This window comes from Treponema pedis, assembly GCF_017161325.1.
Taxonomy (GTDB): Bacteria; Spirochaetota; Spirochaetia; order Treponematales; family Treponemataceae; genus Treponema_B; species Treponema_B pedis.
Map to the genome: position 1 here is coordinate 486,303 of NZ_CP045670.1, position 26,756 is coordinate 513,058.

The 26,756-nt window shown below is 39.4% G+C and carries 20 protein-coding genes; 15 read left to right on the forward strand and 5 right to left on the reverse strand.

What is annotated here, in order from left to right; translation table 11 throughout:
• The first annotated feature begins 37 nt into the window (after positions 1 to 37).
• Positions 38 to 841, forward strand: coding sequence for a glycoside hydrolase family 71/99 protein (locus tag DYQ05_RS02160; protein WP_206183749.1), 804 nt, complete (start codon positions 38 to 40; stop codon positions 839 to 841).
• Here the strand turns inward: DYQ05_RS02160 and thrS are convergent.
• Positions 813 to 2,570 carry a threonine--tRNA ligase gene (gene thrS, locus DYQ05_RS02165; RefSeq protein WP_041610114.1) on the reverse strand — a complete coding sequence of 586 codons (1,758 nt, stop codon included), beginning with the start codon at positions 2,568 to 2,570 and terminating at the stop codon, positions 813 to 815. The genes DYQ05_RS02160 and thrS overlap by 29 nt on opposite strands.
• 159 nt (positions 2,571 to 2,729) lie before the next feature.
• Positions 2,730 to 3,869 carry a sensor histidine kinase gene (locus tag DYQ05_RS02170; protein ID WP_038095570.1) on the reverse strand — a complete coding sequence of 380 codons (1,140 nt, stop codon included), beginning with the start codon at positions 3,867 to 3,869 and terminating at the stop codon, positions 2,730 to 2,732.
• Positions 3,870 to 4,083: 214 nt separating this feature from the next.
• On the opposite strand from DYQ05_RS02170, the gene DYQ05_RS02175 reads away from it, so the two are divergent.
• The 6 genes from DYQ05_RS02175 to DYQ05_RS02200 all read left to right on the forward strand — a co-directional run bounded on the left by DYQ05_RS02175 (position 4,084) and on the right by DYQ05_RS02200 (position 12,382).
• Entirely contained in the window at positions 4,084 to 6,639 is a 2,556-nt protein-coding gene (locus tag DYQ05_RS02175; RefSeq protein WP_206184085.1) for a helicase-related protein, read from the forward strand.
• A gap of 153 nt (positions 6,640 to 6,792) precedes the next feature.
• Complete coding sequence (locus DYQ05_RS02180) at positions 6,793 to 8,346, forward strand: hypothetical protein (RefSeq protein ID WP_206183750.1); 1,554 nt, start codon at positions 6,793 to 6,795, stop codon at positions 8,344 to 8,346.
• Between the two features lie 133 nt (positions 8,347 to 8,479).
• On the forward strand, positions 8,480 to 10,144 hold the full coding sequence (locus tag DYQ05_RS02185; protein WP_024465381.1) for a formate--tetrahydrofolate ligase: 1,665 nt from the start codon (positions 8,480 to 8,482) through the stop codon (positions 10,142 to 10,144).
• 152 nt (positions 10,145 to 10,296) lie between these two features.
• A complete protein-coding gene (locus DYQ05_RS02190; protein WP_020964262.1) occupies positions 10,297 to 10,788 on the forward strand; it encodes a LysM peptidoglycan-binding domain-containing protein in 492 nt (163 codons plus the stop codon).
• Between the two features lie 92 nt (positions 10,789 to 10,880).
• A complete protein-coding gene (locus DYQ05_RS02195; protein WP_024467713.1) occupies positions 10,881 to 11,936 on the forward strand; it encodes a M42 family metallopeptidase in 1,056 nt (351 codons plus the stop codon).
• Entirely contained in the window at positions 11,927 to 12,382 is a 456-nt protein-coding gene (locus DYQ05_RS02200; RefSeq protein WP_029408931.1) for a DUF3887 domain-containing protein, read from the forward strand. Before DYQ05_RS02195 ends, DYQ05_RS02200 begins: the two co-directional genes overlap by 10 nt.
• An 18-nt stretch (positions 12,383 to 12,400) precedes the next feature.
• On the opposite strand, the gene DYQ05_RS13545 is transcribed toward DYQ05_RS02200, so the two are convergent.
• From DYQ05_RS13545 to DYQ05_RS02215, 3 genes are all read right to left on the reverse strand, one after another.
• Complete coding sequence (locus tag DYQ05_RS13545; RefSeq protein WP_252723480.1) at positions 12,401 to 13,372, reverse strand: endonuclease/exonuclease/phosphatase family protein; 972 nt, start codon at positions 13,370 to 13,372, stop codon at positions 12,401 to 12,403.
• On the reverse strand, positions 13,347 to 13,487 hold the full coding sequence (locus tag DYQ05_RS02210; RefSeq protein WP_206183751.1) for a hypothetical protein: 141 nt from the start codon (positions 13,485 to 13,487) through the stop codon (positions 13,347 to 13,349). Before DYQ05_RS02210 ends, DYQ05_RS13545 begins: the two co-directional genes overlap by 26 nt.
• A 63-nt stretch (positions 13,488 to 13,550) precedes the next feature.
• Positions 13,551 to 15,476 (reverse strand): AMP-dependent synthetase/ligase, encoded by a 1,926-nt coding sequence (locus tag DYQ05_RS02215; protein ID WP_206183752.1) that lies wholly within the window; start codon positions 15,474 to 15,476, stop codon positions 13,551 to 13,553.
• Between the two features lie 192 nt (positions 15,477 to 15,668).
• Between DYQ05_RS02215 and DYQ05_RS02220 the strand changes: the two genes are divergently transcribed.
• From DYQ05_RS02220 to DYQ05_RS02255, 8 genes are all read left to right on the forward strand, one after another.
• A complete protein-coding gene (locus DYQ05_RS02220; protein ID WP_024469315.1) occupies positions 15,669 to 16,901 on the forward strand; it encodes a PD-(D/E)XK nuclease family protein in 1,233 nt (410 codons plus the stop codon).
• Positions 16,902 to 16,957: 56 nt separating this feature from the next.
• Positions 16,958 to 17,617, forward strand: coding sequence for a TetR/AcrR family transcriptional regulator (locus DYQ05_RS02225; protein WP_024469316.1), 660 nt, complete (start codon positions 16,958 to 16,960; stop codon positions 17,615 to 17,617).
• Between the two features lie 181 nt (positions 17,618 to 17,798).
• A complete protein-coding gene (gene gltS / locus DYQ05_RS02230; RefSeq protein WP_024469317.1) occupies positions 17,799 to 18,983 on the forward strand; it encodes a sodium/glutamate symporter in 1,185 nt (394 codons plus the stop codon).
• A gap of 708 nt (positions 18,984 to 19,691) precedes the next feature.
• Entirely contained in the window at positions 19,692 to 21,452 is a 1,761-nt protein-coding gene (locus DYQ05_RS02235) for an ABC transporter ATP-binding protein (RefSeq protein ID WP_206183753.1), read from the forward strand.
• A gap of 38 nt (positions 21,453 to 21,490) precedes the next feature.
• The gene (locus DYQ05_RS02240; RefSeq protein ID WP_020964271.1) at positions 21,491 to 22,072 is read left to right on the forward strand and encodes an MptD family putative ECF transporter S component; all 582 of its coding nucleotides are present in this window, start codon (positions 21,491 to 21,493) and stop codon (positions 22,070 to 22,072) included.
• Positions 22,073 to 22,279: 207 nt separating this feature from the next.
• Complete coding sequence (locus DYQ05_RS02245) at positions 22,280 to 22,981, forward strand: energy-coupling factor transporter transmembrane component T (RefSeq protein WP_206183754.1); 702 nt, start codon at positions 22,280 to 22,282, stop codon at positions 22,979 to 22,981.
• Complete coding sequence (locus tag DYQ05_RS02250; RefSeq protein WP_206183755.1) at positions 22,978 to 24,627, forward strand: ABC transporter ATP-binding protein; 1,650 nt, start codon at positions 22,978 to 22,980, stop codon at positions 24,625 to 24,627. The genes DYQ05_RS02245 and DYQ05_RS02250 overlap by 4 nt, the downstream gene beginning before the upstream one ends.
• Before the next feature lie 17 nt (positions 24,628 to 24,644).
• Positions 24,645 to 26,720 carry an ABC transporter ATP-binding protein gene (locus DYQ05_RS02255; RefSeq protein WP_206183756.1) on the forward strand — a complete coding sequence of 692 codons (2,076 nt, stop codon included), beginning with the start codon at positions 24,645 to 24,647 and terminating at the stop codon, positions 26,718 to 26,720.
• The last annotated feature ends 36 nt before the right edge of the window (positions 26,721 to 26,756 follow it).

Here is a 26,756-nt window from a genome sequence, read left to right on the forward strand (position 1 = left end):
TATTTTAAGTTATTTTGGAAATAAATTGGAAATAAAATTGAATAAAAAAAAGATTTTAAGTTTTATTTTTTGTATTCAGGTTTTAATATCCCGGCATTTTATAAGTGCACAGGAAGCTTCAAATTCGGCTGAGGGAAGGGCTGTATCCGAAGCCCCTTCTTCAGCGGAAGCGGTTATTGAAAACAATGAGGGCGAAGCAAAGAGACCTTCTCCTTTCGGATTTTATTTCGGCAGCGAGGTAGTTATTTCCGCAACCGGAAGAACGGCGGACCCTCCAGCCGGCGTAAGTCTTAACCTCGGAGGGGAATACGAGTACAGGATTTTAAAACATTTAAGTATAGCCCCGTCTCTTGATTTTTCGTTTTTTCATTACGGTTGGATTTCAGGAAAAACAGCCGAAAAGCTTCCTCTGAACAAGGCTTATATTTGCGAAACGGAAAACCGTACCGCTCTTACCTTTGCATTTTTACTTGATATGCCCGTTTTAGCGGTTTTTGATGTAAAAGACTGGACTGTAAGTTTCGGCGGTGGACTTTCTTTTTTAACCCGCTTCGGAGTTCTTGAACCGGGAGTAAAACCCGAAGAAAAGGGCAGAGACGGCGGATTGCCTGCAAAAGAAGAATTGAAAAAAATAAACGCTTACTTTTGGGAAAACGGACGATTTTTCTATCCTTCGTTCCGTTTTAAAACCGAATATACCTTTGCTTCGGGCTGGAAAACCGGCGTTCAGCTAAAAGCTTTTTTGCCGGTTTTTAATCTTTGGGATAAAGAAGCTCCGAAATTTTCAGACGGAATGATAATACAAATCGGAGTTATTCTGCATCCTGCGAAAAGGAAGTAGTTTTTTCTTTTAGGAATTCTCCGAATTCTTTTACCGTCATTGTTTTTTGACCGCCTTTACGCATACGCACCGCTACGGAATTCGTGTCCATTTCATTTTGCCCTACGATTAGCTGATAAATAACCTTTTCTTCCTGGTACTTGCGTATTTTTGCGTTCATTCTGTCGGAACCCGTATCTGCCGTTACTCTAAAGCCCATAAGGTCAAGGTCTTCACGTACTTTTTCCGCATAGTCTGCAAAGGGGGGCGCTACCGGTATAACTACGGCCTGCACCGGAGCAAGCCAAGGCGGTAAAACACCGGCACAGTTTTCAAGTAAGATACCTATAAAACGTTCAAGGGAACCCAGTGCGGCTCTGTGAAGCATTACGGGGTGATGTTTATTGTTATCATCGCCTATATATTCGGCATTAAGACGTTCGGCTGAAGGAAGTTGATAATCCACTTGGATTGTTCCGCATTGCCATTCCCGTCCCAGTGCGTCGATTAGGGTAAATTCGAGTTTAGGTCCGTAAAAGGCTCCTTCGCCTTCAGCAATTTCATATTCCAAACCTGCGTATGTGCAAGCGTCGGATAAGGCCTTTTCGGCTCTATCCCAAGTTGCATCGTCTCCTACGCGTTGTTCGGGACGTGTAGAAAACTTAACGAGAATTTTATCCTCGGCAAAACCGAAATCGGCATACATACGCTTTAATAAGGTACAGAATTTTGAAACTTCGGAGGAAATTTGCTCTTCGGTGCAAAAAATATGAGCATCATCTTGTACGAAGCCACGTACTCTCATAATTCCGTGTAAGGAGCCTGAGGGTTCATTTCTTGTACAAGAGCCGAATTCGGCCAAGCGCAACGGAAGGTCGCGGTAACTTTTAATTCCCTGTTTAAAAATTTCTACATGTCCGGGGCAGTTCATAGGTTTAAGAGCAAAAAGACGCTTTTCGCTTTCAGTAATAAACATATTTTCTTTGTATTTTGCCCAGTGTCCCGAACGCTCCCAAAGACTTCGCGGCATAACGAAGGGGGTGTGTACTTCTTGATAACCGTCTTCTTTTAAGCGCATACGTACATAATTTTGAATGGTTAAGTAAAGTGTCCAACCCTTGGGATGCCAAAAAATTTGTCCCGGATTTTCTTCGTCAATGTGAAAAAGATTCATAGCCTTGCCGAGCTTTCTATGGTCGCGCTTTTCGGCTTCTTCAAGCATTGCAAGATATTCTTTTAGGTCATTCGGTTTTTCCCACACGGTGCCGTAAATTCGGGTAAGCATCGGACGGTTTTCATCTCCGCGCCAATAAGCGCCCGCCGTTTTCATCAGTTTAAAGCCTTGAGCATTTATTTCCGCCATTGAGCAGACATGAGGCCCGCGGCAAAGGTCCGTAAAGTTACCGGATTTATAAATGCTTATTTCTTCATCTTCCGGAAGACCTTTTATCAATTCAATTTTAAAAGGCTGGTCTTTAAAAAGTTTTAAGGCTTCTTCGCGGCTTATTACGGTTTTTTCAAATGCGGAGCGGGTATTTAAAATTTTCCGCATTTCCTTTTCGATTTGCGGAAGGTCATCTTGGTTTATCGGACGCGGAAGTTCAAAGTCATAGTAAAATCCGTAATCGATTGAAGGCCCTATTGCAACCTTTGTACCGGGGAAAAGGTTCATAACGGCTTCAGCCATAACATGGGCGGTACTGTGTCTTAGAGTACTTAATTTTTTTGATTTTTCTTGTAATGTTGACATATTTTTCCCTTCTTGTGTTGCCTTAAATATTTATAACAGCCTAGGTGGATATAAGCGTTTGTTTTAATATTTTTAAGGCTTAAAGACAGTATACAGTATGAAGTACGTACAGTCAAGGGCGTAGCGGAATATAGATAATATAATGTAAAGAGTTTTATGTTATATAGGAATGTTTATTTGCATAAAAAAGCCCCGTACTTCAGGTAAACTTTTATAGAATACGGAACCTCCGGCTTCTTTTATCCGTTCATCTATGGCTTTGAGCCCTATACCCTTAGTTATTTTTAAACAGCCCTGTCCGTTATCTTTCATAGTAATTACAAGATAATTTTCCGTATATGAAAAATGGATTGTAATTTGTTCCGCATTCGCATATTTGCCTGAGTTTGATAAAAATTCCTGAACCGCCTTATATACGGCATGGTTTTGCTCTTCCGTAATTACCCGAATATTTTTTGAAAAAGTAAATTGAACATTTATGCTTGTCAATTTTTTAAATTCGTTTACGAGAGAATGAATTAAAATGATTGTTTCGTATTTATTATAATCCGTAGGTTTTATTTCGCGCAGTGCAAAACGTATTTCATCAAGGTTCTTTTTTGCAAATTCATTTAAATAGGTTAATTGAGTTTGAAGCATTTTCGGATTCGTTTTTGCAATTGCCTGTAGGGCATTTAATTGAATAATGATTGTGGAAAGTCCGTGTCCTATGCTGTCATGGATTTCTCTGGAGATTCTGTTCCGTTCTTTAAGCATTATTAAATCTTCAACGGATTCTCTGTACATTTCAAAATTTAAAACGGATTCGGAAAGTTCGTTGTTTTTTTGAATTAAATCTTCTATGATTTTTTCCTGTTTTATAAAACCCGTATTATACAGTTTAAAATTATATGCTTGTGCGGAAATTAAAAATAAAATTATAAAATCCGTTACTGATGTGTATAGAGGTTTATATACGGAAGTTACGGAAAAAATAATAAGGCCTATTGTTCCGGATATAAGATTTTGAGGGAATCGATTATAATAAAGGCTGTCAATCATAGGTATTGTAAGCAATAAAAATGACGGTTTTTTTTCTATAAAGAACATTGCGGAGCAGACGGCAAAATCGCATAAACATAAAATGAAAAAAAATACTTCGGTTTTATGAATAAAAAACATTCTTATATTTGAGAGAATCATAATAATTAAACACGAAATTAACTGTATGTACGATAAATATCCGTTTTGAAAAACCGCTTGTATTGCACAGCTTATTATTAAAAAGTAGTGAATAAAAATAAAAAAATTATTTTTCATAAGTTTTTCCATATTAACTTATTTTAACGGATTAGTCAAAACGGAGTGATTGTATATAAAAAGTTCAATAAGACGGTTTTGGTATATGCAAAACCGTAAATTTTATTTTAAGCGGCGTCATTTCAGCCGCTTAAAATAAAATTTATATCCCGATTCAGGCTTATTTTAGGTGCTTATTGCGCTATATAACGAAAATGTATATAATCTTTTAAATATGAAATATAAAAATTTACCGGTGTACGAACAAAAAGATAGAATTTTGGAAATGCTTGAACACAATCAAGTAATAGTTGTTGAAAGCCCTACGGGCTCGGGAAAGACTACACAGCTTCCCGTTATTTTACATGAAGCAGGTTATAGCGGTACCGGTATAATCGGAGTTACGCAGCCGCGCCGTATTGCAGCTCTTTCGGTAAGCGAATTTATTTCAAAACAACTGGGTGAAAAAATGCAATCCATAGTACCTTGGCATAAACCGTGTATTGTCGGCTACAAAATGCGTTTTGAAGATGTAACTTCACCCGATACGAAAATTAAAATAATGACGGACGGAATTCTTTTACAGGAAATGAAGCTTGACCCGTGGCTGAGCAAGTATTCCGTTATTTTAGTGGACGAAGCTCATGAGCGTAGTTTAAATATTGATTTTATTTTAGGGCTTTTAAAAAGGGTAATTGCGGAACGTAAAGATTTTAAAGTAATAATTTCTTCCGCTACCATAAACACCGATTTATTTTCAATGTATTTTGACGGCTGTCCTGTTATAAAAATCGATGCAATTACATATCCGGTAACTCTTATTTTCGACCCGCCCGCAATTACGGCTTCTACCGACACTTTAAATGCCGAAACCGCACTGATGGATAAAATAGCTTCGATAGTAGGACGCATTTTAAGCGAAGGGCGAAGCGGCGCTATTTTGGTTTTTCTTCCCGGGGAGCGGGCAATAAAAAATTGTATAGAACGGCTTTCAAAAGAACCGTGGTTTAAAAAACTTTTTCCTCTGCCCCTTTACGGAAGATTAAGTAAAGAAGAACAGGAACGCGTTTTTAAATCTCCGCCTTTCGGAAAAAAGAAAATAGTTATTTCTACAAATATCGCGGAAACTTCTATAACTATAAACGATATCGCGGCGGTAATAGATTCAGGACTTGCAAAACTTAACTTTTATAATCCCTTTACCTTTACTTCAAGCCTCGATGAAACCGTAATTTCAAAGGCTTCATGCAATCAAAGACGAGGAAGGGCGGGGCGCACTCAAGAAGGAGTTTGTTACCGCCTTTATACGCGTAAAGATTTTGAAAGCCGCCAGCTGTATACCTTAGAAGAAATTTACCGCACGGATTTATCCGAAGTTGTAATGCGTATGGCGGAATTGGGAATTTACGATTTTGAAAATTTCGATTTTATTTCGCCTCCAGGTAAAAAAGGAATTATCGGTGCCGTCGATACCCTTAATATGCTTGACGCTTTGGAAAAAGACAATTCGCTCAGCAATATCGGAAAAATGATGTGTTCGTTTCCTCTTGCACCCCGCCAGTCTAGAATAATTGTAGAAGCGATTATACGTTACCCGGACTTAATAGAGGAAGTTTTAATTGCAGCGGCTTTTCTTTCGGCGCGCAGCCCCTTTATATTTATTGACGGAGAAGAAATTGAAGCAAGAAAGGCTCATTCTCTTTTTGACGAACCTATGGGAGATTTCGCTTCGTTTTTAAAAGTATTTAGGATGTACTGTCAAGCTGCGGATAAAGAGCGTTTTTGTAAAATTCATTATCTTGATGAAAGAATAATGGCTGAAATTATAAATATAAAAGAACAGCTTGAATTGATTGTTTCGGATATGGGCGTTCCGATTTTATCGGGCGGAAAAATTGACGATTATTTAAAATGCATCGCCAAAGGAATGATTCAGTTTGTCTGTGCGGCTCAAGGAAAAGATTGTTATAGAAGTCTTACTACCGAAAAGATTTTTATTCATCCGGGCTCCTGTATGTACAAAGAAAAGCGGCAGTTTATTGTTGCAGGCGAAATTGTGCGCACTTCCAGAATGTATGCGATGTCCGTATCTCCGCTTTCAAAAAAAATAATAGAAGAAGTGGCTCCCGCTCTTTTGGATAAAAAAGAAAAAACTTCACAGCGCAGCGTAAAGAATTCGGAAGAAGAAAAGGATAAAATTAAAGAAGATTCCGTAACTATGGAAGGAGAAAAGTATTCCATAAAGAAAATAAAAGGAAAAAAGCATATTATTCTTCCTTGGGAAAATTTTAAAAAAACTGCGGCGGAAATAAAAGAAAAATACGGTATTGACGGAAAAACCCAAAACGGAGCCTTACAGCAGCTAAAAGGCTTGCGCGGAAAAATAGAAATGCGGGACTGCGAGTTGCTGACGGGAGAAAAACTTGATTTGATTTTTAATGTTGTAAATAACTTTAATATTGAACCTCTTACAAAAAAAGAGGAGGAAGACATTCGTTTAAAGAATAAAAATTTTACCGTACCTCAAGATATTGAAAATCTTATAGTCTATATTCAGTTTCTTTTTAGAACAACCATTGCAAAACAAAAAAATAAACAGTTGGGCTTTATTACATTATTTTGTAACGGTGAAGGAACCTTTTGGTTTAAAACGTCGCGCGGTTTTCATACGGCGCTGCACGAAAGCCTTGTTTCGCTGCAAAGTTTAATAGACCTTGCAGGTGAAAATTTTACAAATGAACAAAAACAGGCGGTAAGCGGTATTTACGGCAAAATGAGCAAGATTATTTAAAACCTCTTTTTTTATTTTTGTCAATATTCAATAAATATTCTATAATTTATTGATATTTTGGATATTTTTTGGTAACTTATTCCGATAATGTTTGTTAAAAATCTTATTACGGACGTTACATATCTTATATTTACTTTTAGGAGATAAAAATTAATGAAAAATATAATGAAAACGGTATTTGCGGGTATTTTTACCCTTGTATTCTTCGCAGCATGCGATATGGGAAATAAGACGGCTTTTTTGGACATCTTGTCTCAAAAAGAAGTCGGTGCCCCCGAAAAAATTGCGGCGGTAAATTTAATAAGCGGAGAGAGGCGGAAAAATGTAAAAGAAGAAGTTTTCAATGCCCTCGGAATTGCCGCAGGAAATATGACCGCTTCGGATGCTGCAAAAAAAATAGCTGCCGCTTCAAATACGACGGTAGACGGAATTGCCTTTGAAGAAAACAGGGCTTTGGCTTATGACGATAAAGACGGAACGTTTATAGTAAGTGTAAAAGGGACGAAAGACGGAGTCCGGTTTGAAACGAGAATTGAAGCGAACGGGTTTACTCATCCGTATATAAATACCAGTTTAGGCGGTGTGATTTATAAAGAAAGGTATTTAATTTTTGATAAGGCTATAGAGAAAAATCTTCCGCTTGAAACATTTATTACTGAAGCCAATAATACAAACGGTATCGGTTATGTCTCTTTTGAATATACACTTAACGGAAACGATAAAACAGTTACTATAGGAAATAATTCCGCGTATAGTTTGACAGCCTCGTTTAGTAGAAATCGAAATAATACAATAAAGCTAACTGCCAATTATTCAGTAATTTTACGAACATATCCTAATTTTGAAGGTAAGGAGGGTATATCTAAAAATAACTTCAGTAGTAAAGTCATAAAAGATGATGAAAAATATTTTGAAGAGAAAGATGTATTTGATTATATTTTAAATAAAGTAAAAAATGATACCGATTTTATTAAAGCTTATTCCGATGGATTTGCTTCTGAATATTATGCCAGAGCGATTATGTTAAATCAAGCCGGAAATTTATTTGATGAAACGAAAATAAAAGAATACAAGGATTTGTATGAAAAAGATGGAGGACATATCAAAATAGAAGATATTACTGCTGCAGTGTACAATATAAGAAACGGCGGTATAAATGCAGATGATTATAAGGGAGAATTAACTGTAACATATTATATTGCAAAAAAAGATTTAGTAACTGAATATAATGTAAATAAAATATCAAAAACTCATACCGTTATACGTTCTGGATTTAAAACGATAAAAAAGAATGCTCTTACCGATAGTAATGGAAAAAAAATACTTACTTTTAGTATAGGTAAAAATAACGGAAAAAGAGACAAATGGCTAGATAAAGAAATCAAAAATGCAGCTCTGATAGATAGGAATACAGGAGCCATTAAAGATGATTATAGTGATTGGTTTAATTTAAAATCCGAAGTTCTTAATAATAATGATACCGTCGGTTATCACCTTATTTTAAATGGAGAAAGTTATTCCAGTATGCTTCCCAGTGCTCAAGAACAGTTTTTAATAAAAACACAAGATACGGACCAACACATACTTATACAAAGATTGATTTTATCGAAGGATAAAGGTAACGAAAATCTTAATATAGAGGTGCTTTTTATGGGTGGAGATGAAAATAATCCGGTGAAATTCTCCATTAAACCTAATCATTATTAACTTATTAAAAGCCTGCCTGAAAATCAATAGGCAGGCTTTTTTATTTATCTTTGTGTAATCTTAAATTTACATTTTACAAAAAATCGTAAATTTCTATGTTGCAAAATTTTAAGTTTTATGCCATAATATTCTTATGAAAACAGACATCGAAATAGCTAGAGAGGCGAAGCTAAATAAAATCGCCGATATCGCAAAAGGTTTAGGAATTCACGACGATAACGTTATTCCTTATGGGAACTATATAGCCAAAGTGCCGTATAGCGTCATAGATGATGAAAAGGTAAAAAAGAATAATCTTATTCTTGTTACCGCCATTACTCCGACAAAGGCCGGAATCGGAAAGACAACGGTTTCTATAGGACTTGCTCTCGGAATGAACAAAATAGGAAAGAAAACCGTAGTTGCCTTGCGCGAACCTTCGCTTGGTCCCTGCTTCGGAATGAAAGGCGGGGCTGCCGGCGGCGGATATGCTCAAGTGCTTCCTATGGAAGATATAAACTTGCACTTTACGGGAGACTTCCATGCCATAACTTCCGCTCACAATATGATAAGCGCCTTATTCGATAACTACATTTTCCGCAATCAGGGAACGCCTAAGGCTATCAAAAAAGTTTTGTGGAAGAGGGTTTTGGACGTAAACGACAGGAGCTTGCGCCAAGTTATTACCGGCTTGGGCGACGGAAACGGTGTTATTATGGAATCCGGTTTTGATATAACCCCGGCTTCCGAAATTATGGCAATTTTCTGTCTTTCCAAAGATATAGAAGATTTACGCAGAAGAATCGAGCAGATTATTCTCGGCTACGATACCGAAAACAATGCGGTAACCGTAAAAGATTTAGGCATTGCAGGTTCTATTGTAGTTCTTCTTAAAAATGCAATAAATCCGAACCTCGTTCAAACAACCGAAAACACCCCCGCCTTTATTCACGGCGGACCTTTCGCAAATATTGCACACGGTTGTAACTCGGTAATAGCTACAAAAACGGCCTTAACTTACGGTGAATACGTAATTACCGAAGCCGGCTTCGCAGCCGACCTCGGTGCCGAAAAGTTTTTCGACATTAAGTGCCGAAAAGCGGGATTAAACCCCAAGCTGACCGTAATTGCCGCAACTACGGGCGGTTTAAAAATGCACGGCGATGTTCCGGAAAAAGAAATTTCAAAACCCAATGCGGACGCTCTTAAAAAAGGTTTGGCTAATTTGGATAAACACATCGAAAATATGAAAAAATTCGGACAAACCGTAATAGTTGCTTTAAACCGCTACGGCTATGACCAGGATTCCGAGCTGGAACTCGTTAAAAAACACTGCGAAGCTCAAGGAGTAGGCTTTGCCGTAAACAATGCCTTTGTCGAAGGCGGAAAAGGAGCAGTCGAACTTGCCGAACTTGTGGTAAAAACGATTGCCGAAAAACCGTCCAAACCTCTTCAATTTATTTATGACGACGGCGATGCCGTTAAAACCAAAATCGGTAAAATTTGTAAAGAAATTTACGGAGCGAGGGAAGTTACGTACTCCGCAGCTGCCGACAAGATGATTAAAAAGATTGAAGAATCGGGCTTCGGCAAATACCCCGTATGTATTGCAAAAACCCAATACTCGTTCTCAGGCGACCCGAAACTCTACGGCGTTCCCAAAGATTTTGAAATGAACGTCCGCGATGTTGTCCTTAATTCCGGCTCCGAAATGGTTGTTGCAATTATGGGAGATATGATGAGAATGCCAGGCTTACCGAAAGACCCTCAGGCAATTCATATTGACTTGGTAAACGGAAATATCGAAGGTCTTTCGTAATTTTCCGTAAATACTCGGTGTATTTGCCGTTCAGCTTACTTAAAAAAAGCGGGAGCGGAAAGGTCTTGCCGTTTATACAATAATGTTGTATAATTCGGTAAAGTAATTTATAAAACAGGAAAACCTGTATTTATATTTTTGAGGAGTAAAATATGAACAAAATTTTGAAAATGCTGGCAATTGCCGCCATTGTTTCATTTGTTTTCTCTAGCTGCGGAACTCCGCCGCCCGCTCCGCCTGCGGAAAAACCCGCACCGGTTATGGAAGACCCGAAACCGGAACCGGAGCCTGCCCCCGCGCAGGAAGCCGCTCCTATGGCTGAAGAGCCTATGGACGTTCCTGTAAAGGAGTACATTGTAGTTGCGGGAGATACCCTATCGCAAATTGCGCTTAAGTTCTACGGAACAAGGGAAAAGGCGTATTATTTCCCGATAATAATGACGGTTACACCCGGAGTTATTAAGCACCCGGATAAGCTTACACCTAAAATGAAGCTTTTAATTCCCGATTTTGAATTATTTATGAAGCATTCCGCTTCAAAAGAAAAGTCAAAACCGGATTTTGAAAAATGTATCAAAATTTACGAAGACGAAGGCAGAAGCGGTGTAGCTCAATCTCTTAGAATGAGAGTTCAAAAATTCTAATTTTTTAATTGGGAATTTATGACTTTCATAAAAACTGCTTCCCCGCTTTTTTTGCGGGGAAGTTTTTTTTCGCTTTAACAGGAGCATTTGTTATGGAAATACACAAAGACTATCTGCGATATGCGGTGGAGCTTTCAAAAGAACTGTTGCAAATACACAGCCCCGGAGGATATACCGTAAATGCCATAGACCGTTTAAAAAAAGAATTCGATTCGCTCGGCATTAAATATACCGAAACGAACAAGGGCGCAATTTACGGTACAATCGAAGGTAAAAAGACAGAAAAACACAGAGTTGTTTCAGCCCATGCCGATACCTTAGGCGCTATGGTCAGGCAAATAAAACCGAACGGTTGTTTAAAACTTGCGCCCATAGGCGGCATCGCTTTTAACAGTATTGAGGGAGAAACGCTTTACATAATAACCCGTACCGGAAAAATTATTACGGGAACCGGTTTACCCGAAAAAGCCTCCGTTCATATTTTTGAAAACATTGAAAAAGAAGAGCGTAACGGCGAAACCTTTGAAGTCAGGCTTGATGCCGATACTTCTTCTAAAGAGGAAACTCTTAAACTCGGAATAAATGTCGGGGATTTTGTCGCCTTTGAGCCCCGCACCGTAGAAACTCCCGAGGGCTATATAAAATCGCGCCATTTGGACGATAAGGCTTGTATAGGAATGATGTTTGCCGTTTGCAAATATTTAAAAGAAAAAAACGAAAAACCGGCTTATACTACGCATTTTTTTATCAGTAATTATGAAGAAATAGGGCACGGATTTTACGGCATTCCGAAAGAATGCTTTGAAGTTCTTGCAGTCGATATCGGTACGGTAGGCGGCTTACAAAATTCCGATGAACATGCCGTTACGATTATTGCAAAGGATTCCCGTACTCCATACGATTACGGCTTTAGGCACCGCTTGGAGGAGCTTGCAATAAAAAACGGAATAAATTACAGAACCGATGTTATGTTCAGGTACGGCTCCGACGCGAGTATGTATGTTTTGCAAGGTTTTGATATAAACTTTGCCTGTGCGGGTCCCGGAGTAAGCGCAACTCATCATTATGAACGTACACACCTTGATGCTTTTAAAGCGACAATAGATTTAATTTATGCTTACACAATGGAAGAATTAAAGTGTTTTTAAATTGTGTTAAAACTGCAATATCGAAACCTTTTACTCCTTTTTTGCTTACATTAAGGGTTATGTTTATTCTTTTTGCAATTATAAGTTTTACGGCTTGCAAAAAAGAATACTCCGAGGTTTTCGATATTGATGAGTTAAAAGAAATTGCCGCCGAAGCGGTTTTAATTATAAATGAAAAAAGCTGGGACGAAATAAGGTCTTTATCTTCGCAAGAATTTAAAGAGCAGTTTACCGACGATTTTATCTCTTTAAATTTGGAACCTGTTTTTGCCGATGCGGGAAAATATAAATTTACACGTAGCTCTTTTTTTACCGAAAGTTCAGATGAAAAAAACTCAAGAAAAACCGGCATAGTTATTGTCAGAACAAAATACGAAAATAAAACGGTTCATTTTACCTTTAATTTTAATGAAAAAAAAGAGCTTTGCGGAATGTTTATTTATTAAAGGCTTTTTTATAAACCGTTATTTTTTTAATTTGAATTCTACGATAACGGGTTGGTGGTCCGAAACTGCAAAATCCATACCTTCGGTTTTTACGCTTAAAATTTCCACATTGGGAGAAACTAAAAATCCGTCGATAATTGTAGTGTAGTTTTCGCCTTTTATATACGGCTTTTCAAGGAGGCGCACCGTAGGTTCGGTTTTATCGAAAACCCATTTCCAATCCGTACCCGCAAAATCTTTATTTAAGTACCGTATCCAATAAAGCATACTGTCGTCAGTGGTATAGGGTTTAAATAAATCTTTTTCTACGCCGGGGAATAAAGAATTCCAATCGCCTCCCGCAATTACCCAATGCCCCTTTCCGTAAAGCTCCAATATAAGTTTTCGCAAGTATTCAAGTTCCTGCTTCCGCATAGAGCCGTCGCTGTCATAAGCGGAAAGGTGAAGGTTAATTATATAAATATCTTTATCGGGAATCTCCGTTTTTAATTGGGATACAAGAAGACAGCGTTTTAAATTAACTGTTTTAAGAGGCCATGGGAAACTTCCGGGCAGCCGGTGCCGCTCTGCACTTTTAATTTTGTATTTTGAAGAAGTAAAAATGCCGCTATGCACTTTTCCCAAAGAATTGAAAAAGGGAAAAGGAACGGTTACGGCATTGTAATTTGCTGCAAAGCATGAATCCTCGTCTTTTAAATAAGATTGCAGCATTTCTTTTTCCGGAACATAAAAGCTGCGTTTTGATTTTACATCTATTTCCTGTAAAAGATTAAAGTCGGCATTTATCTCGGAAATAGTTTGTTTTACAAATTCAAAATTTTCCAAAACGGCTTCTTTACTGCGGGCTACAACCGCTTTTCCTCCGTCGTAAAAAAAATCGTTTTTTGCATCAAGTCCGCAATAACCTAAATTCCACGAAAGAATCTTTAAGGAGCTTTCCGATTGGACGGTTTCGTTTTTACTTTCAGTATTTATCGATACGGTTTCCAATTTTTTTCGGACGGTATTCCATAATCGTAAAAAAAAGAAAAAATAAAATTACAAATAAAAATCCCGCTGCAATAATACCAAGTAAGCTGTAAGCTATAATTTTGGGTTTATTCATATTTAGCTCCTTAAGTTATTCTATAAAACCGGCCGTTTAAAAGTAAAAACAGCCCGATATTTTTTATTTAAATAATTCGTAAATCTCTTCACGGTAAAGTTTTACTATTTTGTGCCTCATCATTTCACCTTTTGCCGAAAGCTCTTGTCCTGCTTTAAATTCGTTAGGTAAAAGAACTATTTTATTTATACGCTCAAAAATTTTAAAACCGGTTTTTGCATTTATAAGTTCCGCAACTTCCGCTTCATACAGTTTTTGTACGGCAGGCTCATTTATTAAAGTTTCGACCGGAACGTTTTTAAAGCCCTGGTTTTCCGCCCATTGTTTTAGATTTTCGCCGTTTACCGCAAGCAGGGCTCCGAGGAAGCGCTGGTCCTGCCCTAAAACCACCGCCGTAGTTATTAAGGGAGATTCCTGCAATTTAACTTCAATCGGTACGGGCTCTATATTTTCACCGCCGCGTAAAACAATAGTATTCTTTTTTCTGCCTCTTAAAATAAGCTCACCGTCTATTGTAGTAAGAGCCAAATCTCCGGTGTCGAACCAGCCGTCTTTATCTATAACTTCGGCTGTCGTTTCGGGGGCATTGTAATAACCCTTTGTAACCGGCTCCCCTTTTACCATCAATACGCCTTTTTTTCCGCAGCCGAGTTCATTTCCGTTTTTATCTACGATTTTATACTGAAAACATTTAAGCGGTTTTCCTAATGTCCCGAATACGGGGCGCGGCATGGGACGGACGCTTATAACCGGAGCGGTTTCGGTAATACCGTAACCCTCTACGACGTTTACACCTATTGCCCAGAAAAATTCATCTACGTTAGGCGGTAAGGCTCCGCCGCCCGAAACGCCCGCTTTAAAGCATTTTCCGAATTTTTTACGAATTGCTCTGTAAATAATTAAGTCGCCTATAAAATAAAGAGGCGCAAGACAGATAAGAGGTAAAAATGACAAAACCGGATAAAGAATTTTTGTTCTGCGCTGAAAATGCGGACATAAGCCCAAAACTCGTCTTTTTTGCCTCATTGTTTTAACTCCTACGGAGATAAAAAATAAGAATAAATAATAAAGAGGTCTTCCGCGTTTTTTCATTGCCTTAAAAATACCGTCATAAACGGCCTCCCAAATTCTGGGTACGGAAGGAAACAGTACCGGATTTATAATTTGCATATCCGCTAAAAGAATACTTCCTATAGGTTTTGAATAAGCAATTGTTCCCGCCGAAATTATAATTACATATTCGCAAGCTCTTTCAAAAGAATGCCAAACCGGTAAAACCGAAATGGCTTTTTCTCCGGGCTTCATAATAATACGCTCTTGCAATTCCTCAAGCTGTGCCATAAAATTTTTATGAGACATTGTAACGCCTTTGGGATTGCCTGTAGTTCCGGAAGTGAAGATAATTGAAGCAAGGTCGTCAAGTTCTACTTTTTCGGCGAATTCTTCCGGTTTAATCCGTCCTTCGGCTCTCTCTTTTTTTCCGGTTTCAATTATCTCATCATAAGTAAGAAATTTTATATTACGTGCTTGAAGATTGAATTCCGATTCAAGTTTTTTAAAGTCGGCATTATCGAAGGCGATAATACACTCCAATGACGGAATATCTTTGATGTTTTTTAAAACTTTAGTAATTTGTACTTCGTTTTCCAAAATTGCGAATTTACATTCCGCAAAGGATAAAATATGTGTAATCTCCTGTTCCGTGGCATCGCAGCCCCTCGGAACGTCGGCAGCTCCCAAGTTCATAACTCCGAAGCTGGCGTGGAGCCATTCTTTTCTGTTATCGGCAATAAGACCTACATGGTCTTTCGGTTTACAACCGAAAAATATAAGTCCTGCGGAAAAATCAAGGGCTGTTTGATAAAGAGATTTATAAGAAAGAGTATGAAACTCCTTGTCTTCACTCTTAAACATTTGTGCCCCGATATCGGGGTAGGTTTCGGAAATCCGTTTTAAAAGTAACGGCAACGATTTATCTTTAATACTCATAAAGATAACGCTAGTATAAAATAAATATTGTGTCAAGTGGGGGAACAAAATGTTTTTATGTTTAATTTGTTTGTAATAATTAAAAAAATATTCAAAAAAAAGTAAAACCCTATTGACACGGGGGGGGGGGGGGATATAATAGAAGAAACTTATAGCTTATTACTATAAGTAATAAAAAGTTGGAGGGCGGCTATGGATGACCCGCTGTTAAGTGTTTATAAAAAAGTTGTAGCTGAACATCTTGAAGTAATTAAAAAACTGCTCGATTACGGAAAGAAGTATTACAAAGAGTATGAAAAAGTAAGAAGTGAATACGGACTTGATAAAAAGTTGGGATTTAATTTTTTTACCGCAATTTCCGAAAAATACAATTGCGAGAATTTACATGCGGGTATTTTACGGCTTATTTTAAATCCTAACAATAAGGAAATCGGCAACCGTAAATTTCTGGACTGTTTTTTAGAGCTGATTGATTGTAAGAATGTTTTTAAAAAATCCGATAAAGTGCGCTGTCTTCGTGAAAAAAAATACAGTGATATTTTAATCCGTAACGATTCTAAAGCGATTATTATAGAAAATAAAATCAATCCTACGGTTTGTATTCCGAATATGCCTGCACAATATATGGAAATAGTTAAAAAAGAAAAGTTGGAAGTTGTAAAAATAGTATATCTTACATTAGCCGATGACAAAAAAATAGATATTCTGTCATACGTAGGTAAATATAAAAACTTTTTTAAAAATCCCGAATCGAAATTATATTATCTTGCTATTATCGATACCGTTAAAAAAGACTTGGTTCATTGGTTTTTGCCCAAGTGTATTAAGATAGCGGAGAAACAGGAAAAAGAGAAAAAACTGGAAAAAAGTTTTTCGGTTTTTTTACGGCATTATCAAACACTGCTTATACATTTAGGAGGCGAAATTATGATGAGAGATGCACAAAAGGAATTGGTCCATGAAATTTATTCCAATAAAGAATATATGGCTGCTATGGGTAATCTAAAAGATTTGATTACTAAGGAATGGTTGGTAAACGAGTTAAGAGAAGAATGTATTGCGGAAGAAGTTATGAAATCGGACAGAGGGTATTTATGGCATTCATGCGGAAGAACTATGTATAAGCAAATTCATAAAACTGATGAATTTGCCGTTGCATATTATACGACCGGTGCATACGGGTTTATTTCGTTAAATGAAAAGGGGATTTTTTCTAAAGATTTAAAGAAAAAATTAACCGCAATTTTAAGCGACAGCTGTTTTGATTTAAATTCGGGAGATACGCTTTTTTCGAAAGATGAAAATCCGCAATGGATTTACAGGGAGTTCAGTTATTGGGGTACGCTTACAATCGGCGAGCGGGCGGAGATGATAAGTAAAAAGTTAAAAATGCTTGAAAAAAAATGCCACATTGAAGGAAAATAAATTTAATGTAAATATCTTGCTTGACAAAACCGTAAAAAAACTATAACATTTTTACAATGTTATTTAAGACAAAAACCGAATCCGAAAAAAAGATTAGTCAATGTGATACAAGAGCCCTTATTTTAAAATGCGCTGCAATAGAGTTTTTAAAAAACGGTTGGGAAAAAAGCAATATACGTAAAATTGCAAAAGAAGCGGGAGTTACGACGGGCTCTCTTTATTTCCATTTTAAAAGTAAAGCCGATATTTTTGAAGAGTTGGTTAAAGATACTTATGAAGAGCTTTTAAGAATGCAAAAGAAAATGTATGAAGACCACTTTGCAATTCCGATTAAGGAAGCGGAAAAACGTAAAGCTTTCCGCTTACAGGGCAGGCGGTCTATTGTGGAATATTCTTATAAGCATTCTCAAGCCGTAAAACTTTTATTATGCGCTTCTGAAGGTACCGAATATTCCGATTTGTTCGATAAAATGATGGAAATTACAAGAAATGCCGATATTTGTGCTTTTAACGAGTGTAAAAAATGGGGTATATTGGAAGATATTATCGATACGGATTTAATTATTGCCATAGATAAAACTTCTTGGAGATGCCTTTTTGAACCTGTTTGCAGGGACATTCCTTACGAAAAAGCCGTAAAATATGCGGATTTAATAAGCGATTTTTATGAAGCCGGCTGGTGTAAAATATTTTCCGGTATTACCGAAAACCGATAAACTTAAAAAGCAAAATTGTTTTGTCTTCTTTTTCAGGTTAGGTTGTTCGTTGCCGTTTTTAATATAAAAAATCAAAATAACTATTTACAAGCCGAAAAACCTGTGTTAAAATAAAAAAGCGTTTTATCCAATCCGGTTTCCGGAACATACGCACATTTTAAAACTTGACAGGGGGATTACTATGACTATTAGTATGAACATGGTTGAAACCATCGGCTTTTCGGTTATTTTATTGATACTGGGAAGATTTTTGAGAAAAAGGGTATCTTTTTTTTCCAAGTATTGCATTCCTGCGCCCGTAATAGGCGGCTTTTTGTTTGCAATTTTACATCTTGTATTGCGCAGCCAAAAAATTATGTATATAGAATTCGATGATACGCTTCGTCCGTTTTTTATGACAATATTTTTTACTACGGTAGGTTTTAATGCAAGTATCGATACATTAAAAAAAGGCGGGCTTATGACCGCTAAATTTTTAGCAGCCGCAATAATTTTAGCAGCCCTGCAAAATGTGATTGCGGTTGCACTTGCCCCCGTGTTAAAAATACACCCGCTTTTGGCATTGATGACGGGTGCCGCCCCTATGACGGGCGGACACGGTACTGCCGCGGGGATAGCACCCACTGTAGAGGCAATGGGAATGACGGGAGCGGAAGCGGTTGCAATAGCGGCCGCGACTTTCGGTTTGCTGGCGGGGTCTTTATTGGGAGGCCCCATAGCGAACAGGTTGATAAATAAGTATAAGTTTTCAACAAAGCATGAAAATATAAAAATACTTGTAGATGATGAAGAAGTTCATGCAGACTTAAATGCATCGAAATTTTTAAACGCTTTTTTTTATATTTTAATTACAATGTGGCTTGGAATATATGTTTCACGGCTTATAGGAAAAACCGGTTTATTATTTCCGACATATATAGGAGCTATGGTTGTAGGTGTTATTTTGCGTAACGTTTTTGAAAATACAAAATTAAAAGTACCTATGAATGAAGTTGCCGTTTTAAGCGATGTTTCTCTTACCCTTTTTCTTGCTATGGCATTAATGACGTTAAAATTATGGGAGTTGGCGTCTCTTGCAATTCCTATGGTGATTTTACTTTTAGCTCAAGTTATTCTTGCCGTGGTGTTTATTTATTTTATTACATTTAGAATAATGGGTAAAAATTACGATTCCGCCGTTTTATGCGCAGGGCATTGCGGTTTCGGAATGGGAGCCACTCCGAACGGAATGGCAAATATGCAGTCGGTATGCGAAAGATTCGGAGATTCAAAAGTCGCATTTTTTGTACTGCCTTTAGTAGGTTCTCTTTTTATAGATTTTTTTAACGGAGCGCAAATTACATTATTTATAAATTTGTTTAAATAAATTTAATTTATCGCATAATTTGCACTGAAGACGGCGGTTAAACCGTTTTAATCGGTTTGACTGCCCGTGTTTTTGTCAAAATAATTTACTTTAAAGAAGGTGAAATCTTATATTTAACTGTTTTTTATCCTAAATCTAACCGTTTAAACGGGGCATCGTTCCTCCTGCTTTGAGGGGCGATAGACCTCGTTTTATTTTTTAGGTCTAAAAAAAACTTCTCGGATATGTTTTTACAAGACCTTTATAATCAATCAATACCGTTTTTATGGGAGTTCCTCCCTGTTTCGCTTTTTATAGATTTAAATATATCTTCTTCAACAGTATCCTGAGTATCCTGCGTTCGGACTTTCTTCGGCTGAAAACTTCACGTTAATTGCGCGGTACCCGGAACACTCGGCAAGGCTTTACACCCTGCTTATTTTTTTCAATTTTTGATAAATGAAATTCTCATAAATTTAAACCGTGTCCGTTTAAAAAAGTTCCGTTTATACGTTTATATTTTAAAATTTCCTATTGACAAAACTGTAAGATTTAAGTAACATAATTATGTTATGTTAGAAGTGGTTGATAAACCGCTTATTTACGTAACATGCGGATTAAATAAAGACTCCGTTCCGCCGTTAATGACCGGTTCCTTGTACGGAATAACGGAAAAATAAACGGCCGGCGGGGCTTTACGGTAAAAATATAGGATAGCGGGAGATATTTATGTTAAAACATTATTTTGCCTTGTCGGACAAGGGTTCGCGCGACTTGAATACGGCGGTTGTTATTGCAGCCCTTGGGAATTTATTTTTGATTGTGCCGCTCGCTCTTGCCTTGTATGCCTTGCAGGAACTTTTAAAACCGCTTGAGGGTGGGACGGCAAAAACGATAAACCCGTGGCTGCTTTCGGGTATTGCCGTATTGATTATCGCCGTGCTCTTTTTGCTTGAAAAGTTCAAGTATCGTAAAACCTTTAATACTTGTTATGAAGAGTCGGCTAATGTGCGTATTTCGCTTGCGGAAACTATCCGCAAACTGCCCCTTTCGTACTTCGGGAAAAAGGACTTATCCGATTTGACGGTAACGCTTTTAAACGATGTTACTACAATGGAACACGCAATCGGGCATACGGGGGCGGAACTTTTAGGCGCAGCCGTTTCAATCATCGTATCGGCGGCAATGCTTGCCTTTTTCGACCGGCGTATGACGGCGGCTCTTTTTATCTTTGCGTTTATCGGTTTTTTGCTGGTATACGGTTCGCGTTTCGTTGCCCGCCGCCGCGCCGTGTACGTCAACTCCCTTCAGCTCGGTGTGTACAATTCAATTCAACAGCTGCTGGATACCATTAAGGTGCTTAAATCTTCCGATAAAAAAGAAGACTATGTGGAGCGTACAAAGGCGGCTATTGCACATGCTACCAAAGAAGCGACAAAGGCGGAATTCCTTGTCGGGGCTATTATGATCGGCTCCGTTATCGTTATCCGCTTCGGCTTTCCGCTGGTTATTGCCGTAGGTGCGATACTGTTTGCGCGCGGAGAACTTCCGCTTTTTACCTATCTCGTCTTTCTGTTAATTGCGGGGCGGATTTTTGAGCCGCTGACGACCGTCTTCATGCTTCTCGGCGAGTTTTTTTATGCCCGTACCGCCGTTGAACGCCAACAGGAAATTATCAACTATCCCGCCCAAACGGGAAGCGAAACCTTTCAGCCGCAAGGCTACGATATTCAGTATGATAACGTTTCTTTTTCATACAATGATGAAAACAATGATGAAAAAGGACACGAAACGGTGCACGGTATCAGCTTTACCGCAAAGCAGGGAAAAATAACCGCCCTGGTGGGGCACTCCGGCTGCGGAAAGTCCACCGTTGCCCGCCTTGCTGCACGGTTTTGGGACATCTCATCGGGTACGGTGCGGCTCGGCGGTGTAGATGTTTCTACCGTTGAGCCTGAAACGCTTTTGACGGCGTTTTCCATTGTGTTTCAAGATGTGGTGCTGTTTAACGACAGCGTATACAACAATATCCTTATCGGTAAACAGGAGGCGAGCCGCGAAGAAGTGATAGCCGCCGCAAAGGCAGCACAATGCCATGAGTTTATTTTACAGCTGCCGCAAGGCTACGACACGGTTATCGGCGAAAACGGCTACACGCTTTCAGGCGGCGAGCGTCAGCGACTTTCCATTGCCCGCGCCCTTTTAAAAGATGCTCCGGTTATTCTGCTTGACGAAGCAACCGCCGCCCTCGACCCGGAAAACGAAACGCTCATTCAAGAAGCCTTGAGTACCCTCGTTAAAGACAAAACGGTTATCGTTATCGCGCATCGGCTGCGCACGATTGAACATGCCGATACAATCATCGTGTTAAAAGACGGTACAATTGAAGCGATGGGGACGCACGAAGAGCTGATGAAAGGCGACTCATCGTATCCGGTGATGTACAAGCTGCAAAAAGAAAGTGCGGAATGGGAAATAACGCATGATTAGTAGGTATGCCGTTACACACTATATTTTGGAGGTTATATATGAATAATAAGTTGGTTTTAAAGGATTTTATAAATATCGCCATTTTCAGCGTTATTTATTTTGTAGGACTTTTTGTCGTCGGAACGCCGCTCGGATTTTTGGTTGTTACTTATACGGCCTTTCCGTTTGCGGCAAGTTTAATTTTGGGTATTGTTGCGATGTTCCTTTTAGCAAAATGTCCGAAGCCCTTTGCATTGTTTATTTTTGCCGCTTTACCTGGGTGTCTTATGACGCTGATGGGGCACACGCCTGTGGTTGCCGCTCACTCGCTGCTTGTTGCAACCCTTGCCGAATTGGTACGTAAGCTCTTCGGCTACGATACCGTAAAGGGGAGCATAGCAGGGTATGCGGTTATGTCGCTTCATTTTTGCGGCGCTTTTTGGCAAATCTTTCTTTTAAAAGAGCAATACTATGCCCTAACCGAAAAAATGATGGGCGCCGAATATGCAACGGAACTTGTGAGCCTGCCTTTGTGGATTATGCCGGTTCTGTACGTTACCGCTTTTATCGGCGGAATACTCGGCGGGCTTTTAGGTGCAAAACTGTTAAAAAAACACTTTGCCAAAGCAGGGCTGGTGTAATCGGTATTGAAAAGGATAAAGCCGTTATTGGAAAACTGCGGACGTTCTAAGCGGGTAATAAAAACCCTTATCGGCATGCCTCGTACGCCTGCTTAAAAATCCGTAGCGGCAGATACATAAACCGCAGAGCATGCAAAGGAAGATTGCCGGCGCGCTCGGCACGGGAAGCTAAAAAAACTTTGCGGTTTAATTTAACGGGTAATGATAATGAATGCGAAAAAATTAATACTGGATCCGAGAACAAAATTATTTTTAGTGATTGCAATGGGGGCATCGATTACGATTGTCGTTCCGCTGTATGTAGAAATTTTAAGCATACTGCTTTTTGCGGTTTTGTTTATAACAAACGGGCAAATAAAGACGGCTGTAAAATTAACGGTTTTCTTTTTATTTCTTGCAAGTTTGACGTATGTACCGCATCATATTTCTTTCGTGCGGAATATCGTTTTACCGATTTCATTTATGGTACGTCGTTTTATGATGCCGATAGTTGCGGGTAAATATTTAATTGACTCAACTCCGGTCGGGCTTTTAATGAATGCCCTCGAAAAATTGAGGCTGCCGTATTCCCTTGTCATTACCCTTGCCGTTATGTTCCGCTTTTTCCCGACTTTAAGCGAAGAATATGCGCATATCAAAAATGCCATGAAGATGCGCGGTATAGGTTTAAATATGCTGAATATTATACGCCGTCCGCTTTTAACCCTTGAATATGTAATGGTGCCGTTAATTTCTTCCGCTTCACGAATCGGCGATGAGCTTGCAGCGGCAGGACACACCAAGGGGGTCGATGCGCCTTTTAAAAAAATCAGATATAAAACGGCACATTTTACCGCCGCCGATGCCGTTATTTCCGGTTACATTATTGCGGTATTAGCGGCGGCCGTATTCTCGAGGGTAGCCATATGACGGAAACTGCAATCGCACTTGAAAATATTATGTTTGAGTATGGGGCTTCCAGTGGTTCGGAAAGTGCCGCCGTTTTAAACGGGGAGGGCGGTAGGGTTTCCGCAATAGACGGTGTTTCTTTTACCGTGCAAAAAGGCGAATGTCTTTTGCTTACCGGTATATCGGGCTGCGGAAAGACGAGTCTTTTGCGCCTTATCAACGGGTTAATTCCGCATTATTACGAAGGCGCTCTTTTAGGTGAAATTACCGTCTCGGGGGAAAGTATTTTGCACAGACCCGTCTATGATATTTCAAAAAAAGTTTCAACCGTATTTCAAAATCCTAAATCGCAGTTTTTTAATTTGGATACCACTTCGGAAATTCTTTTTTTTCTTGAAAATATGGGAACCCGGTTTGAAAAAATGCATGAGCGGCTGAACTTTGTTTCTCAATTTTTGCATATCGAACATTTGCTTGACCGCACTATTTTTAATCTTTCAGGCGGCGAAAAACAAATGATTGCCATTGCTTCGGCCCTGGCCTCCGATACTGATATTATTCTGTTTGATGAACCTACGGCAAATTTGGATATATTTTATATTGAAAAAATAAAAGAAGCCCTCCGGCTTTTAAAAGAATCGGGCAAAACGCTCATTATAAGCGAGCACAGGTTGTATTTTCTTAAAGAGCTTATAGACCGTGTGCTCATTATTAAAGACGGAAAGATTGCATGTACCCTTTCAGGAAAAGCGTTTTCCGCCTTAACGGAAGAAAAACGCAAGGAACTTTTACTGCGCCCCATTGAGATGAATTGCACCGTTTTTAGCCGGAGCGCTGCAAACGCAGGCGTCCGTCATGAGCAGTCAGTCGGTGCTTGCGATTGCCGGGCAGGGCAGCTTATCATAGAAAATCTCATTTACCGGTTCCCGAAAGATACTAAAGACTTTCTTTCAGTGCAAAATGTAAAGATGGATTTCGGTAAGGTTATTGCACTGACCGGAAAAAACGGGCAGGGAAAAAGTACCCTTGCGCACTGTCTTACCGGTTTATTAAAAGCGCGTAAAGAGTGCGTTTCGGTAAACGGAAAAACCATCAATGCAAAACAGCGCTTGGCAATTTCATATATGGTTATGCAGGATGTCGGGTATCAGCTTTTTACCGAAAGCGTTGAAGAAGAAATAACGCTGGGTAAAAATAAAAATCGTCTGCGAAAATATGTTTCGCCGTCTTCCGAATTGAAAGGCGAAAACAGTAAGGTAACCGGTTTCGGTTCGGAATTAAGTACGGAATCCGTTTTAGAAAAAATGCATTTAACCGACTTGAAAGACCGTCACCCGTTAAGTTTATCGGGCGGACAAAAACAGCGCGTCGCTATCGGCTCTTCGGTCAGCTCGGGAGCGAACATTATTATCATGGACGAGCCTACAAGCGGAATGGATTATTTTCATATGAAAGAAACCGCAGCGCTGATAAATACACTTCGCTCTCCCGAAAGGCTTATTCTGATTATCAGCCATGACTTCGAATTTTTAAGTCTTACCGCCGATGAAATTATCGTCATGGAAAAAGGAGCGGTGCTTTCACATGCGCCATTTACCGAAGCGGAAGCGGAAAGAGTGTTTGAGTATTTAAAAACCTTAACGATTACTATAAATAACAGTATTTAAATGAAGGAGAGTTATATATGAAACAAACAAAAAAACAGGAGCGGCCGAAAAGTGTTGTAAGCCGCATATTGGCGTATGCGGGGAAGCATAAGATTTTCATTTATTTTTCGCTTTTTTTGTCGGCACTCAGTACGATTGCGATGCTTGTTCCCTACATTACCGTTTTTTATGTGATGCGCGAAATTATTTCCGCGTACGGAACGGGGAACCTTGCGGATATTCATCGGATTCTTGTTTACGGGCTTACCGCACTCGCCTCAGCAGCAGCGGGTTTTTTGCTGTATTTCGGGGCGCTTATGTGTTCGCATATTACCGCTTTTAATTTGATGGGAAACCTTACGATGCGTTTAACGGAAACCTTTGCGCGTCTTCCCGTCGGCTGGCACACCGTTCACGCAAGCGGAACCGCTCGCAAGGTGTTTGAAAAAAACGTCGGTTCACTTGAAGGGCTTATTGCGCACATGCTTCCCGATACGATACAAAATACCGTTTCGCCCCTTGCTCTTCTTTTTTTAATGTTCTTTTATGATTGGCGTTTCGCTCTTATCTCGCTGTTGCCGCCGGTGATTGCCTTTGTGCTGCAATCCGCATTGATGGGGCTATCGCGGAAAACCAACTTTATGCAAAATTACGAAAACGCTCTCGAAAAAATGAACAGCGCAGGCACCGAATATATCCGCGGCATTGCGGTTATTAAAACCTTTAACCAATCGGTACATCGCTTTAAAGATTTTTATTCTTCAATTATCAATTACCGCAATTATGTGCTGGCCTATTCCATGTCGTGGGAAAACGGCTATTCGGCCTTTTTGTCGCTTCTTAAAGCGGGCTTTGTCTTTTTAGTACCCGCCGCCTTGCTTCTGCCCTCATCTGCAAGTACGGGTGAAACGTATATCCGTTTTTTGTACGGTTTTATTTTCTACCTTTCGCTTTCGCCGGTTATGTATACGATGATGATGAAAATAATGTACGGCTCGCAGCTTAAAATCCAGGGCGGGGAAGCGCTTAACCGTATTGAAGCGATTTTGAACGAAAAACCCGTGCCGGAACCGGAAAGCTCCGTTATGCCTGTCCGCTTTGATATTGCGTTTAAAGATGTCGTGTTTTCGTATAAAGATACGGGCGCAGTGCAAACGGGAGGTACTGCCGAAAACGGCGGAAATGCGAAACCTGCTGAAAATTCCGTATGGGATAAAGATGCCGTACCACCGGGAGGAACCGATGCCGGTGCGCAAGAGGAAGCCGCTGCGAAAAGCCCGACAGCCGCTTCCTATCATACGATTAACGGCATAACGCTCACCGTGCCGGAACACTCGTTTACCGCCCTTGTCGGACCTTCAGGCGGCGGAAAGACGACCCTCGTTAATTTGCTCGGACGCTTTTGGGAACTTGATTCGGGTTCTATTGCAATCGGAGGAGTCAACATCACCGATATAAAAACCGATGACCTTATGCACCTTATCGCCTTTGTGTTCCAAGAAAATAAACTCTTTAAAGAAAGTATTTTTGAAAATATCCGCTACGGTAAAAAAGATGCCTCACGCGAAGAAGTGCTTGAGGTGCTTCGCAAGGCGGAATGTACGGATATTATCGAAAAACTTCCGAACGGTATTGACACGGTGTACGGTACACAGGGTACCTACCTTTCAGGCGGCGAGGCGCAGCGGCTTGCCATAGCCCGTGCCCTTTTACAAGACGCGCCGATTGTCGTACTTGATGAAGCGACGAGCTTTGCCGATGCCGAAAACGAGCACAAAATTAAAAAGACGTTCAGCGCACTTTTAAAAAATAAAACCGTTATTATGATTGCTCATCGTCTTTCCTCCGTCGTCAATGCGGAAAATATTTGCCTCATCGATAAGGGGCGTATTGCCGAACAGGGAACGCACATAGAGCTTTTGGAACGGAACGGCATGTACGCAAAGATGTGGCGCAATTTCCAAACGGGTATTAACTGGAAGCTTGCGGGGGAGGGGAAAACTTGTAATCGCTCGTTAACAACGGATTTAATTTGCACCGTTCTTAATAAGTTTTTGTTTTATAAAAACTTATTAAGAATCAGCTATAGTTTTTTTAGACGAGGCACCTTTTAAACCTCCAATCGGGTTTTTAAAGATGCCATAAAATAA